Here is a 15,707-nt window from a genome sequence, read left to right on the forward strand (position 1 = left end):
CGACCGCCAGGGGTCTCTTGAAGAAGAGCTTCTAAACCAAACTCCTTGTATTTTTTCAAATTCCTCCAAACAGTTGTTTTATTGCAATCTAGCAGATTCATGATTTCCTTATAACTCTTTCCTTTTGAGCGAAAATAAATAATCTGTAGACGTTTATGATATTTGGCGTACGATGAATCTCTCAGGAGTTTTTCAATTTTCTGTATTTCTTCGTTTGTAAGTTTCATAACTACTATTATAAGATGGTTTTTGATTTTAGTATAGTATGAAATGATACTCACTGAAAATCAAAGAGCAAACTAGGAAGCTAGCCGCAGGCTGTACTTGAGTACGGTAAGACGACGCTGACGTGGTTTGAAGAGATTTTCGAAGAGTATGACAATATAGCGTGATGATTGTAATTCTTTTGTCATTTTCCCTCCAGAAAATAAAAAAAGGAGAACAATATTTAACTGTTGTCCAAAATAAATTTATTAAAAAGAAAAAACCCTGCCAAATTAATTTTTGGTAGGGTTTTTGGTAGGAAACTAAATTAATTTATCAGTTTCTAAAATGTGTTCACGATTCTAAAAGGCTGATACTATAGTATTCCGAATTCTAATTGGTATATGCCTCTTATTTAAGAGTAACTGAAGCTCCAGCTTCTTCCAATTTAGCTTTGATTTCTTCAGCTTCTGCAGTTGCAACGCCTTCTTTAACAAGTGCTGGTGCACCATCAACAAGTTCTTTAGCTTCTTTAAGACCAAGACCAGTGATTTCACGTACAACTTTGATAACGCCAACTTTTTTGTCGCCTGCAGATGTCAATTCAACGTCGAATGAATCTTTAGCAGCACCAGCGTCAGCAGCACCAGCTGCAGCAACAGCTACAGGAGCAGCTGCGGTTACACCAAATTCTTCTTCGATAGCTTTTACAAGGTCGTTCAATTCAAGGATTGAAGCTTCTTTAATTTCAGCAATAATGTTTTCAATGTTCAATGCCATTGTTATTTCCTCCAAATATGTTTTTAAATTTATAATAGATCTTTCGTAGCTAGGCTACGCTGCGTAGCTTAAAATTAAGCTGCGTCTTCTTTGTTGTCTGCAACCGCTTTGACTGCAAGAGCAACGTTGCGCACTGGCGCTTGAAGTACAGAAAGGAGCATAGAAAGAAGTCCTTCGCGGTTTGGAAGAGTTGCAAGAGCAAGAATCTCTTCTTTAGATGCGACAGCGCCTTCGATTGCACCACCTTTGATTTCAAGTGCTTCAGCGTTTTTAGAAAAGTCGTTCAAGATTTTCGCTGGTGCGATAACATCTTCGTTAGAAAATGCTACTGCAGATGGTCCAACAAATACTGATGCAAGTTCTTCAAGACCAGCTTTTTCAGCTGCACGACGCAAGATTGAGTTTTTAATAACTTTATACTCAACTTCGTTTCCACGAAGCTCACGACGAAGAACTGTATCTTGCTCAACTGTCAAACCACGAGCGTCAACAACGACGATAGATGCAGCAGCTTTCATTTTTTCAGCTACTACGTCAACTAGTTCCGCTTTTTTAGCAATAATTGCTTCACTCATTAGTGTGTTCACCTCCGTTATTATTTTGCTTGGGGAAATTTTTCCAAAAGAAAAACGCGCCCAAACCTAGACACGAAAGTACAATACGCTTCTTTTTACATGATACGTTTTGTCCTCGGTAGGATATTTATGAGTCAAGCTCCCCTACTGTCTTAGGCAGTTTTTTCAAACCGTATATAAGTATAGCATAGTCAAAAAAAGAATGCAAGATTTTTGCAAACTTTTTTAAAATTTTTTCGTGATTTTTCTGTTAAAGTTCTACTGTCAGGACTTGACCTTGCCTAACAACCTGTTCTCCGGCGATATAAACATCATCAACATCACTGGATTTAACAGCATAGACGAGATGAGAAAGCATATTCCCCTTAGGTTGGAGATGGATTTTGCCTTGTGGTTGAATAACCAGAAAATCTGCCTGCTTGCCAACTTCCAGACTTCCTATCTGATTTTCCATTCCTAGAACCTTAGCCCCTTCGATTGTCAGTGCCTTGAGAGCCAGTTCGATAGGAAATTGGCTAGCGTCTCCACTTTTCATCTTCTGAAGAAGGGCTGCTGTTCGTCCTTCCTCAAACATATCTAGATTGTTATTGGAAGCAACCGAGTCAGTCGCAATACCCACAGACACGCCTGCCCTTTGTAGCTGAATAATTGGTGCAATTCCTGATGCTAGCTTAAGATTGCTGATGGGATTGTGAGCAATAGCCACTTGAGAGGTTGCCAAGCGTTCAATTTCTCGCTCGTTTAATTCGACCCCGTGAGCAAATACAGACGGATGAGCTAAGTAACCCAATTCTTCTAGAAATGCGAGGGGGCGTTTGCCGTATCGTTTCAGGATAATGCCTGATTCCTCCTTGGTCTCCGCCACATGGATATGGATGGGAATGTCTAGCTCTTTTGCCATTCCCAAGCTCTCTTCCAGCAAATCTTTACTACAGCTGTAGGGAGAATGTGGGGCTACCATTACCATGAAATTTGGATTTTCATATCCTAAGATTTCCTCGATGATGGCCCGTGTTCTGCTTATAGTCTCAGCAGTCGTTTCTGCCTCTGAAGAAAAGAGAGTCGGTGAGAAATAGCAACGCATCTTAGAGACTTTCACTGCCTGATAAATTTGCTCAATATTCACTCCATTGGGATTATACATATCATTGAATGTTGTTGTTCCTGACTGAAGCATCTCTGTCAGCGCTGCTTTGACCGCCTTGGTAGTCGTGTCTGAAGTAAACTCAGCTTCTGCAGGCCAGATATAGTCATTGAGCCATTCATGGAGATTACTGTCATCTCGGATTCCTCGCAAACCTGTCATGGCAGAATGGGTGTGGCAATTGACCAAGCCAGGCATAATCCAGGCTCCCTGATAGTCTATAATCTGCTCAGCTTGCTCTAAAATCTCTGGCTTCTCTTTACCGACATAGACGATTTGAGAATCCTTAACGGCTAAGACACCATCCAAATAAACATGGAAATCTTGGTCACAAGTCACGATATTTACATGCTGATAGACTTTCATTCTAGGCTCCTTTTCTATAAGACAATTTACAGTGAATAATTTTTCTAGCTATTGTAACAAAAAAGTCACCCGAAGGCAACTTTTTTCGTCCATAAAATTTCAAAAGAGAAAGGATTATTCAGAACTAAAAGCCGCAGCTTGCTGCATTTGGTAATACTTACCCTTTCTAGCCATGAGATCCTGATGATTGCCATGCTCTACGATGTCACCATCCACCAAAACAAGGATTAAATCTGCATCCTGAATGGTTGACAAACGATGAGCAATGATAAAGCTTGTGCGCCCCTTCATGAGTTTGGCAAAGGCATCCTGTACTAGCACCTCTGTCCGTGTATCGATGGAGGAAGTCGCCTCGTCTAAGATAAGAATCTTAGGGATAACTAGAAAGACTCGGGCAATGGTCAAGAGCTGGGCCTGCCCTACAGATAGAGATTCTCCTGCATTTTTCAACTTAGTATCGTATCCCTGTGGCAACTGTTGGATGAAAAAGTCCGCATTGGCTGCTTTGGCAGCAGCAATCACTTGCTCCCGACTAGCTTCAGGGTTACCAAAGGCAATATTGTCATGAATAGTTCCTTGCTTGAGCCAGGTTTCTTGGAGCACCATCCCAAACTGCTGTCTCAATGATGCTCGGGTATAGTCGTAAATGGATTGGTTGTCTAGCAAGATATCTCCCGAGTTAATAGGATAAAAACGCATGAGGAGATTGATAAGAGTTGACTTACCAGCACCTGTCGGACCAACGATGGCTACCTTACTACCAGCTGGGATATCGATAGACAAGTCCTTAATCAAGATCTTTTCTGGATGGTAGCCAAAAGAGACCTGTTTAAAGGAAATAGCTCCCTTGACTTGGTCACTGGTCAAGACTTCCTTACCTGTTTCAGCTACCTCAGGACTTTCTAAGACAGCATAGACGCGCTCTGCACAAGCCAGAGCACTTTGCAACTCAGCTAGAACTGAAGAAATATCGTTAAAGGGCTTGGTGTACTGTTGGACGTAATTCAAAAAAGTCACTAAACGACCGATGGTCAAGGTTGAACCCATCATGATACGATAAGCTCCTACTCCAGCTAAAAGCGCATAAATGAGCGCATTGACAAAGCGAGTCGAAGGATTAACCGTTGATGAATAAAAGATGGCTGACTGAGAATACGCTGAGTAATTGTTATTCGCCTCATGCAGTCTTTGGATAAACTCTGTTTGAGCATTAAATGACTGGATAATGGTCTGCTGGCTAAGCGACTCTTCAATCAACTGAGTCTGAATTCCTCTGGTCTCTGTTTGCTTCTGGAAGAGATGATAGGAGCGTTTGGCAATAAAGCGTGAAATCACCATAGACAGTGGCGTCAACAGCAAGACTAAGAAAGTCATGAGGAGATGAATTTGAAGCATGGCTAGGATACTAACCAAAATCATTAAGACGCCAATAAAAAATTGGTTAAAAATCATGGTCAAGCCAGCTGTCAACTGTTCGATGTCTGTGGTCACACGACTGACCATCTCTCCACTTCCTTGCCGATCGACAAAAGCAATCGGTAAACGATGGAGTTTATGGATGATTCGCTCTCGTAAGTCTCTGGTATAAGAGAAAATTAGACGATTATAGAGGAGAGGGTTGACCCACTGCACAAGGGTATTTCCTATGACTACCAAAATCATCTGGATGAAAATCTGCCAAAAAACTGGTGAAGAACCAGCCACTAGGACCTGGTCAATGACCTGACCAATCAGGATAGGTAGGTAAATCGATAAGCCAACTTGGGCAATAGTTCCTAGAAAGGCTAGAAAAAGGAGGAAGGGATGGATTGCTAAATCTTTGACCAAACGTTTGAGCGTCTGGTTTGCAGTTTGTCGTTTCATGCTAATCCTCCTTTCCATGTTGGGATGCATTGATTTCACGATAGACTTGACTAGTTTGCATCAAATCCTCGTGCTTGCCGATAGCTAGGAGCTCTCCTTTTTCTAAGAGGAGAATCTGTTCAGCCATCTGTAAAGTCGAGGTTCGTTGAGAGATCAAGATTAAGCTCGTGTCTGGCAAATTTTCTCGGATAGCTTTCAAGAGCTTAGACTCGGTAATGGTGTCAAGTGCCGAGGTCGCATCATCTAGGATGAGAAATGGAGCCTGACGCAAGACTGCTCGTGCGATAGACAACCTTTGTTTTTGTCCACCTGAAAAATTTCGACCTCCTGCCTCAACAGTGGCATCCAAGAGTCCTTCCTTTTCACTGACAAAATCCTTGGCTTGTGCAATTTCCAAGGCCTGCCAGAGTTCTTGGTCAGTTACTTCTTGATCTAAACCTAGAGTCAAGTTAGAACGAATACTTCCCTTAAAGAGTTCGACCTTTTGGGGCACATAAGCAATCCAGGATCGCCACTCCTCCAAATTAAGAGGACTAGATCCATCTCGATAAAGGTCTATGCTCCCCTTGTCTGCTGGATAAAGTCCAAGTAAGACTTGCACCAAGCTTGATTTACCAGAACCCGTTCCCCCAATGATACCAAGGATTTGGCCTTGAGTCATATCAAAGGAAATGTCTCTCAGAGAAGGCTGGACCGCATCAGGATAGGTAAAGGCCAATTCTTGAACTTGTAAAACCTGCTCGCTGGTAGCTTGCTTTTGTTCTAACTCTGAATGGATATCCTCTGGAGATTCTGCAAAGACTTCCTCGATTCGCTTGGCTGAGATATAGGACTGGTTGAGGGAATTGATCAGCATGGCTAGCTTGACCAATTCTACCAAGATCTGTAGGAGATAATTAATAAGGGCAATGAGAGCACCTTGACTTAGCAATCCTCCTTGAATAGAAATATAGCCTTGCCAGATGATGATGAGGAGAGTTCCATTGACAATCAGATAGGTCAGAGGGGTTAATAAACTAGACCAGAAACCTGTTTTTTCTTGCAATCTGGCATAGACTTGGTTAAGAGTTTGAAAAATCTGTAACTCTCGTTTTTCCTGACCAAAAGCACGAATAACCCGCATACCTTGTAATTGCTGGCGTGTTTCCTGAACCAGCTGGTCCGTTTTCTTTCTCAGAATACTGTATAGAGGATTGACCAGTCGAGAGAGCCCGACAATAACGATTGTCAAAATCACAACCATGACCAAGAACCAGAAAGTCAGTTCAGCCGAGATGCGATAGGCCATAAAAATGGCTCCAAAAACGATAATAGGGGCTCGTAAAAAGAGACGCAGGAATTGATTGATACCAGTCTGAATCTGATAGGTGTCCGAAGTCAAGCGAGTCACCAAGCTCGAAGTTGTCAGACGGTCTCTACTGTTCTTGGGTAAGGAAAGAATATGACGATAAAGGTCGTTTGTCAGTTCTTTGGTAAACCCAACCGCTGCCTTTGCTGAGTAAAACTGGGCTATCAAGGCCACTAAAACACCGATCACTGCAAAGATAAGAAGCAGACCAATCTGCATCCAGAGGTGTCCTTTATCTCTCTGGGGCAAGGATTGGTCAACAATCCCAGCAATCACCATGGGAACCAAGAGCTCAAAAACAGCTTCTAACAGCTTGAACAAAGGTGCTAAAATTGATTCCTTGATGTAGGGTTTGAAGTAAGATAATAGGTGTTTCATAAATCCCTTCTATTCTTATTCTGAAAATGAAGAAAGTGGGAAGCTCCCACCCTCTCAATTTTATTTGTTTAAGTAAGGCAATAAATAGCCATATCCTGCTTCGTCCATCTCATACTTGGCCACAAAGCGTAAGGAAGCAGAATTGATACAGTAACGCAGACCACCTAACTCCCGAGGTCCATCTGTAAAAACATGACCCAAGTGAGCATTTCCTGAACGAGAACGAACTTCAATTCGCTCCATTCCATGGCTCATGTCCTTGTAATAATGAATCAATTCCTTGGAAATCGGACGGCTGAAACTTGGCCAACCACAACCTGAAGCAAACTTATCCTTAGCAAAGAAGAGTGGCTCACCCGTCGTAATATCTACATAAATGCCCTCTTCAAAGGTTTGGTCATAGGCATTGGTAAACGGCGCCTCTGTAGCAGCTTCTTGGGTGACACGATAAGACTCTTCGGTTAAGCTTTTCTTCAACACTTCTTGACTAGGCTTTTCATAGTAAGAGGCATCAATCAATGGCTTCTCAGCATCAGTCACATCAATATGACAGTAACCTGAAGGATTTTTCTTAAGATAGTCTTGATGGTAGTCTTCAGCTAGAATGTAGTGGCGAAGTTTCTCCACCTCTACTGCAATCTTTCGCCCAAGCGTGCGCTCCTGCTCCTGCACAACTGTGTAGATAGCTGGCAAATCAGCTTCATCTTGGTAATAAATCCCAGTCCGATACTGACGTCCACGGTCATTCCCTTGTTGATTGATGGATAGAGGATCGATAACTCGGAAATAATAAAATAAAATCTCTCTGAGTGACACTGCCTTCTCATCATAAATCACTTGAACCGTTTCTGCATGGTCTGTTTCCTTAAGAAGCTGATAATTGGTCGTTTCAACTTGCCCATTAGCATATCCGACACTGGTTACTAACACTCCAGAAATTCGTGAAAAATACTCCTCTAGACCCCAAAAACAACCACCTGCTAGATAAATTTCTGCCATCTTTATTTCTCCTTTATCAAGTTTTTAACTAATACTCTTCGAAAAGCTCTTCAAACCACGTCAGCTTACATCTGCAACCTCAAAACAGTATTTTGAGCTAACTTCGTCAGTTCTATCCACAACCTCAAAACACTGTTTTGAGCAGCCTGTGGCTAGTTTCCTAGTTTGCTCTTTGATTTTCATTGAGTATAAACTTCTTTTCAAAAAAAGGATAGGAAGCCCTCTGGTCAAGAGTTTCCCCATCCTATCTTCTATTCTTTATTTTGCTTGGACACAGACACCTTGGGTATCAACTTTCAAATCATGTAGTTTGCCTTTGAAGGGGTGCTTTTCCAATTCTGCCTTAATCCTTGGCATCTTGTCATGAGAAGCCAAGACCATAACTGTCGGCCCAGCACCAGAGAGGTAGGTTGCATAGGCACCATTTTCTTTGGCCACTTGCTTGATCGTCGCAAATTCTCTCACCAAGTCCTGACGGTAGCGCTCGTGGAAGAGGTCTCCCTCGATTGCTTGACCAGCTGTCACCATATCTCCTGCCAACAAGGCAGCAACCGCCACATTGGCAATAGAACTAGCCGAAACAGCTTCCTTGTAAGACAATTTCTTAGGCAAGACACCACGACTGTCTCGAGTGCGCAATTCATAGTTTGGAATGTAGGCTAGGAAATCACACTCTGGGAAGTCTGCTACGATAGCTGAAACTTGCCCATCAACAGAGCTCGCAACAACGAGATTACCATAAATAGCAGGAGCCACATTGTCAGGATGCCCTTCAATCTTAGTCGCCAACTGCAACTTTTCATGGTCTGACAAGTTGAGCTGGCCTAATTGGTTGGCTAGTTCAATCCCAGCAACAATAACCGAGCTAGAAGAACCCAAACCACGCGCCAAGGGAACATCACTGGTCATTTTCAAACGTCTTGGGTGCAAGTCTGGTACAATTTGCAGAGCGATTTTGAGTAAGAGATTACGCTCGTCGTGGGGAATCCATTTGCCAATCTGGTGTTCAATCAGCCACTCATCTCGTTCTTCGCAGACCTCAATTTGAAGATACTTAGTTACAGCTACACCGACCGAATCAAAACCTGGCCCGATATTGGCACTGGTTGCAGGTACAATAATCTTCATCTTATTCTCCTAGCACCTTGAAGGTATTCAAGAGGTCGAATTCTGAAACCTTCTTCAATTCAGCTGAAACATTTTCAAGTTGGGCTTTATTAATCTTATGTGTAATGATGACCACACGTGCCTTGCCACCTTCTTTTCCGTCTTGAAGGATTTGCTTGAAGGAAATATCTTGAGAGTTGAAAATCTCAGCCAATTTCAAGACCTGACCTTTTGAGTCTGGTGCCAAGATTGAGAAATAGTAGTTTGCTTTGACATCTTCTGGATTAGCCAAGACCAATTCACGGCTGTATTCGTTGAAGTCTTTACCAATTGTTCCATCATTCAAGCGACGAACAATACGAACAATATCGGCTACAACACTTGTTGCAGTTGGTTTTTGACCAGCACCTGGTCCGTAGTACATAGACTCACCAATTCCGATAGATTCTACAAAGACAGCGTTCATTACTCCATTCACACTGGCAAGTGGATGCGCTTTAGGAAGGAAGGTTGGAGTCACTTCTGCAGCAATACCTGAAGGAGTTTCCTCAATAGAACCAACCAATTTCACTACATATCCAAGTTCTTGAGCTACAGCTACGTCTTCTGGTGTGATGTTGCGGATTCCCTTGTGGGCTACATCATCAAAGGCAACCTTCATGCCAAAGGCAAATTGGCTCAAAATCACCATCTTGTAGGCCGCATCGATCCCATCCACGTCATTTGTCGGGTCGCTTTCTGCAAAACCTAGTCTTTGCGCTTCCGCAAGAGCATCATCATAAGACCAGCCTTCTTCCACCATCTTGGTCATCATGAAGTTGGAAGTTCCGTTGACAACGCCAAGGACACGAGTGATTTTGTCAGACGCCAGAGAATTTGCCAAGGTACGAAGAATTGGAATACCACCAGCTACTGCTGCTTCGTAGTAAAGTGCTACCTTATTAGCTTGAGCGATTTCTAACAATTCTGCACCATGGACAGCCAAAAGATCCTTGTTAGCAGTAACAACGTGTTTTCCAGCTTCCAAGGCACGAGTGATAAAAGTCTTAGCAGGCTCGATACGCCCCATCAATTCCACTACAATCGTAATGTCTTGGTCTGATAAAATATCATCCACATTGGTTACAAAGTTAAAGTCACTCCCTGCAGCAAGCAAGCGATTCTTTTCATCTTCATCCTTGACCAACACCTTAGCAACTTCAATCTCTGAATGTGCTGATTGATTGATTTTTTCTCCATTTTCCTTTAGGAGGAAAGGCACACCACTTGCAACGGTACCAAATCCTAGTAAAGCAATTTTAACTGTCATCTTTGTCTCCTCGAAATTTTCTAATATAGCCATTATAACAGAATTTTGTGAAAATTCCTATTATAGTAAATCACTATTTCAGTCTAAAAAAGAAAAAACGAATCAAACGATTCGCTCTTCTTAAAATCTGGAAATAGCTTTCCAAAAATGATTATCCAATCTTTTGCAGATTAATCACCGCATCGTGATTCATCAAGACTTGACCATACTCCTGCAAGACTGAGCGACTGATGTCACTATCATCTGCAAACTCGCGCATACGGGCCAAGAGCCAAGCTGGATATGGACTTGGATGATTTTCAATATCCACTAAAATGGTCAAATAATAGCGCTCATTCATCTTGTAAAGTTCAGAAGTTTCCATCTCAAAAGTCACTGTCTTAGCAAAAGACACCAAGTCAGCCAACTTAGCAAAAGAAAGGATGTAGTAGATGTAAGGTTCTTTCTTGCTCTCAGCTTCTTGTTCAGCCTGTTCCTGCTCTTCTTCCTTGGCTTCGACTTGCTCTAGAGATTGAATCGCTTCAATATCATCCTTAGTCTTTTCTGCGATGCTTTTTTCCAAAGTTTTGATAAATTCATCTGGAGACATTTGAGCCAATTCTTCCATATCTGGTAAATCCGATAAGTCTTCAAAATCTAGATTTTGGTCAATCTTTGATTTGGTTACAAAGACATCTACCTTATCAGGTTTTGGAGTCACACGGAAGCTCAACATGCCTGTATCCAAAAAACTCTCAGGCATCTCTAATTCATCCAAGATAGCATAAAAGAACTCTTCTGTTTTTTCTTGAGGAACAAGAAAGTCAGCAATCTCCATGCCACGATCCATCAAATCCTCTAAAGACATCGTGATTTTCAAAGTTGTATCACTAATTTGTTTCATTTTCATTGCTAGTAACCTCATACTTTCAGTTCTATCTATTATACTAGATTTTTACGATTTTATCAAAAGAATGGCGCTGGAATATGATATAATACTAGAGACCATTTTACAATACAAGAAAGAAAGTACAATGAAAAATATAAAAGTTAATGCACTGGCTAGCTTGCTAGTCAATGTTCTCAATATCGTTTTTCCGCTGATAACTAATCCCTATCTGACACGGATTCTCAGCAAATCCAACTACGGTTATTTCAATACCGCCAATACCTGGGCTAGCTTTATCATTCCTTTAGCAGCCTTCGGGATTTACAACTACGGAATTCGAGCTATTAGTAAGGTCAAGGATGATAAAAATAAAATCAACTATGTTTTCTCTAAATTATTCTATATATCCATTATTACATCTGTTCTAACAACCAGTATCTATTTCCTATTTATTTACCTGGATAACAGTATCGAAAATTTGAAAGAACTCTACTATATACTTGGTATACAGGCTCTCTTCCAATTCCTTTATATCGAGTGGATGAATGAAGCTTATGAAAATTATGCATTCATCTTATACAAAACATTGATTATTCGTATTGCCATGTTGGTCGCTATCTTCACCTTTGTAAAAACTCCAGATGATATCGTTCCTTATGCAATCATCATGACTGCAACGACAATTCTCAACTATCTACTCAGTTTTCTCTGGATTAAACGAGAAGTTTCCTTTGTTAAGATTGGTCTTGTCGAATTAATCAAAGCATCAAAACCACTCTTGACTATGCTTCTCCTAGCTAATGCCAACATGCTCTATACCTTACTTGATAGAATGTTTATCACCAAAGGGCCTGATGAAAACTACATTTCTTATTATACCATTGCTTTCAGCATCGTCATGCTGATTGCCAGTGTTCTGAGTGGAGCTATCAATGTCAGTATTCCACGTCTCGGCTACTATCTTGGTAAGAAAGACTACGAATCTTATAAAAATCTTCTGAACCAAGGAGCTGCCCTCTTTTATTTCCTTATCATTCCAACCAGTATTGGGATTATGGTATTAGGAAACTACGCTACAGTCATCTACTCTTCTGAAAAATACCTTGAAGCTGGTATTGTGACTAGTGTCTTCGCCTTTCGTACTATCATTTGGGCCATTGAGTTAATCCTTGGTAAACAAATTATCTTCATCAACGACCACGAAAATCGTTTAACAGCCTTTTACTTTATTGGTGGCGGCGCTAATATCCTACTCAATAGTCTCTTGTATTTCAATAATATTTTTGCACCAGAGTACTACATTGCTACTACTATTATTGCAGAAACTGTAGTTGTTCTACTGGAAATTTACTTTATCAAGAAACATCATCTGCTTGACTTAAAAGAAATCTTTACTACTTTAACACGCTATACTATTGTATCCCTTGGATTCATCCCGATCTATTTTGCGTTTAAATCCCTTTTCCAAATCAACTCTTATACAGTCAACCTCAATATGATACTCATGGTACTCTCGACTGTTGCAACCTGTGGAATCTACTATCTCTTGATACTTTTTATCACAAAAGATAAAACACTCCACTATGCACTCAATCTTGCTTTTGCTAAGATTAAAAGAAATTAAAAAATAACCTACCTATCTAAAACAAGGAATATTCCAGTAGATAGGTAGGTTATTTATTTTATCGAATTATCAAATCAAAGCAATTTGCTCATAAATTAATCAGTCCAGTAATTTTTATCAGTTCCTGGATTTTGATTTTCAATAGGCGGAGGAGTCATATAGTCTTCACCAAACTCGTAAACCAGAATCTCATGGAATTTTCTAGGAACCTTCACAAGAATATTCTCATATGGCATTTCAATTGTATCATATAACCACTCTTTCTTAATTCCACTTGGATAGTAAGAGTCATAAGTAGTACATGCAAGATCTGTAGCCTGCTCAACATCATATTGCAAAGCTAACTTCTCCAATTTTTCATTCCATTTCTGTGGAGAAGTCCGTCTAAAAATTGCAGATGCAAGATAACGTGGTAAATTTTTGACACCCCCATTATCTATTTTGACTCCTTTAAAATTCAGAGACGAAAGTCGAATAAATTGTTTATAAAGTCTCATCTGTTTTCTATCACGTTCATCTGTAACAACTCCATCGTATGGAAAAATGTCAACACAAGTACCTAGAATAACTGACTTATCTAAAAGATTAGCATCTCGACGTGTCCTCACATCGTAAACTCTCATATATGTATAAGGATATCCCTTTGTTTCTCTATATGAAATTAATCTATAGTAGGGATGTTTTTCATTTTTTAATATCTCATAGAGCTTTTCAAATTCATCACGCGCCAAAGAAATATCGGTATCATCATCCCAAGGAATAAAACCTTTATGGCGTACAGCTCCTAGTAAGGTTCCAAAATCAATAAAATACTTGATTTCATGTTCCTCACACAATTCATGCAAATAGTTTAAAATATCTAATTCAATTTGTTTAATTTCTTCAAGAGTCAAAATTTTCTCTGACATCTATTATTCACTCCTAATCTTTTTACATTGAGTCAATAGTTTCTTCATTTCAATGACATCACTGGGATACCTTAATAATTTTCCACAATTGAAAATCATGATGAGAGAACCTTAGCTCAACTGGTGGTAGTTGCATGTAGTCTCCGTAGTCCGAGGTCAGAATTTCATGATAATTTTTTGGAATCATAAATTCCTTACCTTCAAATGTTCCAGTAGTAACTTGTTCTAGCCATTCGCGTCTCCACACTGGTTTGTTCATATCCTTGTAGATAAGATAATCCACTTCCTCATAATCCAACACTTTACGTGATTTAGCAAGCTCATCAATGCCTCTAATATACTTGTTCGTATTTGTGAAATAGAAGATAATGACTGATATATAGCGAATTAAAGAATTTAATAGGCTTTTAGTATTGGTAATCCCTTTAAATGTATAACAGCTTAATTGACGTTTTTTTATAAGCCTTGTCATTTTATCTTTAAAAACAGAATCATCCTCGTAACCATCTACAGGGAAAATATCTACATAAATCCCCATATTGGAATCAATTCGAACATCTTCTTCTAACAAATAAGTTTGATTATCCTGCACTTTCATGAAGGGATAGACATAGTTGAGATTATTTTTATAAGACATCACTTCGTAACGTTCGTCAGGGTTAGAGATAAGGTAGTCTTGCAACTTTTCATAATCTTCTCGTAACATACAGATATCCATATCATCATCCCAAGGAATAAAACCTTTATGACGAACCGCACCGATAAGACTGCCATAAGCTAGGAAATATTTGACACCAATTTTCTGACAAATTTCATGAATGTATTCCATGATTCCTAGTTCCATCTGTTGAATCTCTCTAATATCAGTTACTTCCTGATAACGAATACCTTCATCACGTTTGCAAACAACTAATCCATAACCAATAATCAACCAAAAGATAATATTAATAAAGTTAGTTGAGTACATAATCTGACTTTCAAACAATTGACCGAACAAGATGCCAAAGAAAAGAATCATAATCAACTTTTCAGAGTTCTTTTTAGAAACAATCAAATAAGTCAAAAAGCGCTTAATTATATATCCTAGTAGAAGTAGAAAGGATACTAAACCTAAAATTCCAGAACTAACAAATATGGTTACAAAAATATTATGGAAATTTCCACCAATAAGAGAATTTTGAATCTCAAATTTACTGAAATATTTTGTGTAATAATCTGGAACATTCCTTACACCATAACCAAAAATTGGTTTCTCACTTCCCATTTTTATAGCATTTTTCCAAATATAAGTTCTACCACTAGGTGTTGTTTCTATTAGATGAAGTTCACCTGTTTTTTTTATAACTGAAGAATCCGTTTCTGCATAAGATTGTCCTTTATTTAAGTCTAATACAGTTGCTTTCCCTGAGGATATGTAAATAGAGGTTACATAACTCAATCCGATATTAGCAGCAGAAACGAGTAAAGCAGAAACTATAAAGATTAGAAATCGCTTAGCTAACTTGCCCCTGTTAATAAAGAAACTATAAAACCCAAGCATTAACACTAAAGATAATAAAGCTCCTCTACTTTGCATGGTTGCAAAATAAACTAATTGAATCACATTATTCAGTTTTAGATAAACAGAATATTTACTTCCTTTATGAATCAAATACATAGCCAAAATAATGCTAATGTATGAAAATATCGCACTAGCATTGGGATTGACAATTCCCCACAAACGCCCATTCATAACACCATAGTAATAAGATTGCTGTCCAATTTTAAATAGGATAAGTACCTTACTCACTAATAATGTAAATGCAAAAATCGCAGAAGAAAAAGAAACAAGTTGAATAGTGTATGCAAGCCAATCAAATAATTTCTTTAATTGACCTGATTCTAACATGGTAAATAATAAAATATAGGTTACCATAAAGAGAATCTCAATCACATTTCCAATCAAATGTCCAGAGCGATTAAAAATAGCAGATAACAGATGACTTCCTGCTAATAGACCAAATAAGGATAGAAATTTACGATCTACTGTGATTTTTTTCCACTTAAACAATAAGGTATAGCAAATATAAAGCACTACAATCGCTGACAATCCTTTATAAAGGGGATTTGCTATCTTATAAACCAGTGAACTCATACTTAAAATCGAAATGAAAACAAAGAGATATGCAATCCATAGTTTTGATTTTTCAAAGTATTCATCCATTTTTGAAAAATTCATTTTCAACTCCTTCTCA

At 39.3% G+C, this 15,707-nt stretch carries 14 protein-coding genes and 1 other annotated feature; of the genes, 1 reads left to right on the forward strand and 13 read right to left on the reverse strand.

Going from position 1 to position 15,707, the window contains the following annotated elements:
• From CJ239_RS12165 to mecA, 11 genes are all read right to left on the reverse strand, one after another.
• Positions 1-227: helix-turn-helix domain-containing protein (locus tag CJ239_RS12165; RefSeq protein WP_257994469.1), on the reverse strand; the 227-nt coding region annotated here is incomplete at its 3' end.
• Between the two features lie 388 nt (positions 228-615).
• Positions 616-984, reverse strand: coding sequence for a 50S ribosomal protein L7/L12 (gene rplL / locus CJ239_RS06640; RefSeq protein WP_001196965.1), 369 nt, complete (start codon positions 982-984; stop codon positions 616-618).
• A 74-nt stretch (positions 985-1,058) separates the two neighbouring features.
• Positions 1,059-1,559 carry a 50S ribosomal protein L10 gene (rplJ, locus tag CJ239_RS06645; protein ID WP_049541304.1) on the reverse strand — a complete coding sequence of 167 codons (501 nt, stop codon included), beginning with the start codon at positions 1,557-1,559 and terminating at the stop codon, positions 1,059-1,061.
• A 39-nt stretch (positions 1,560-1,598) separates the two neighbouring features.
• Positions 1,599-1,734: a sequence feature (ribosomal protein L10 leader region), on the reverse strand.
• 75 nt (positions 1,735-1,809) lie between these two features.
• On the reverse strand, positions 1,810-3,069 hold the full coding sequence (locus tag CJ239_RS06655; RefSeq protein ID WP_102210975.1) for a TRZ/ATZ family protein: 1,260 nt from the start codon (positions 3,067-3,069) through the stop codon (positions 1,810-1,812).
• 114 nt (positions 3,070-3,183) lie between these two features.
• Positions 3,184-4,932: an ABC transporter ATP-binding protein gene (locus tag CJ239_RS06660; protein WP_102210976.1), complete on the reverse strand. Its 1,749-nt coding sequence runs from the start codon at positions 4,930-4,932 to the stop codon at positions 3,184-3,186.
• 1 nt (position 4,933) lies between these two features.
• Positions 4,934-6,658, reverse strand: coding sequence for an ABC transporter ATP-binding protein (locus CJ239_RS06665; RefSeq protein WP_102210977.1), 1,725 nt, complete (start codon positions 6,656-6,658; stop codon positions 4,934-4,936).
• A gap of 60 nt (positions 6,659-6,718) precedes the next feature.
• Positions 6,719-7,657, reverse strand: a complete 939-nt coding sequence (gene msrB / locus CJ239_RS06670) for a peptide-methionine (R)-S-oxide reductase MsrB (protein WP_102210978.1) — start codon at positions 7,655-7,657, stop codon at positions 6,719-6,721.
• Positions 7,658-7,717: 60 nt separating this feature from the next.
• Positions 7,718-7,840: a chlorohydrolase gene (locus CJ239_RS11745; RefSeq protein WP_180958232.1), complete on the reverse strand. Its 123-nt coding sequence runs from the start codon at positions 7,838-7,840 to the stop codon at positions 7,718-7,720.
• A gap of 75 nt (positions 7,841-7,915) precedes the next feature.
• On the reverse strand, positions 7,916-8,785 hold the full coding sequence (thrB, locus tag CJ239_RS06680; RefSeq protein WP_102210980.1) for a homoserine kinase: 870 nt from the start codon (positions 8,783-8,785) through the stop codon (positions 7,916-7,918).
• A gap of 1 nt (position 8,786) precedes the next feature.
• Positions 8,787-10,073, reverse strand: coding sequence for a homoserine dehydrogenase (locus tag CJ239_RS06685; protein ID WP_102210981.1), 1,287 nt, complete (start codon positions 10,071-10,073; stop codon positions 8,787-8,789).
• A gap of 151 nt (positions 10,074-10,224) precedes the next feature.
• Complete coding sequence (gene mecA, locus CJ239_RS06690; RefSeq protein WP_102210982.1) at positions 10,225-10,962, reverse strand: adaptor protein MecA; 738 nt, start codon at positions 10,960-10,962, stop codon at positions 10,225-10,227.
• A 124-nt stretch (positions 10,963-11,086) separates the two neighbouring features.
• Here mecA and CJ239_RS06695 point away from each other — a divergent pair, with 124 nt between their 5' ends.
• Entirely contained in the window at positions 11,087-12,565 is a 1,479-nt protein-coding gene (locus CJ239_RS06695; protein WP_102210983.1) for an oligosaccharide flippase family protein, read from the forward strand.
• 95 nt (positions 12,566-12,660) lie between these two features.
• Here the strand turns inward: CJ239_RS06695 and CJ239_RS06700 are convergent, their stop codons facing one another.
• Together CJ239_RS06700 and CJ239_RS06705 are read right to left on the reverse strand one after the other, a co-directional pair.
• Positions 12,661-13,473 carry a phosphorylcholine transferase LicD gene (locus tag CJ239_RS06700; RefSeq protein WP_102210984.1) on the reverse strand — a complete coding sequence of 271 codons (813 nt, stop codon included), beginning with the start codon at positions 13,471-13,473 and terminating at the stop codon, positions 12,661-12,663.
• Between the two features lie 58 nt (positions 13,474-13,531).
• On the reverse strand, positions 13,532-15,691 hold the full coding sequence (locus CJ239_RS06705; RefSeq protein ID WP_102210985.1) for a LicD family protein: 2,160 nt from the start codon (positions 15,689-15,691) through the stop codon (positions 13,532-13,534).
• Between the last annotated feature and the right edge of the window lie 16 nt (positions 15,692-15,707).

Source organism: Streptococcus sp. UMB0029 (genome assembly GCF_002871495.1).
Classification (GTDB): Bacteria; Bacillota; Bacilli; order Lactobacillales; family Streptococcaceae; genus Streptococcus.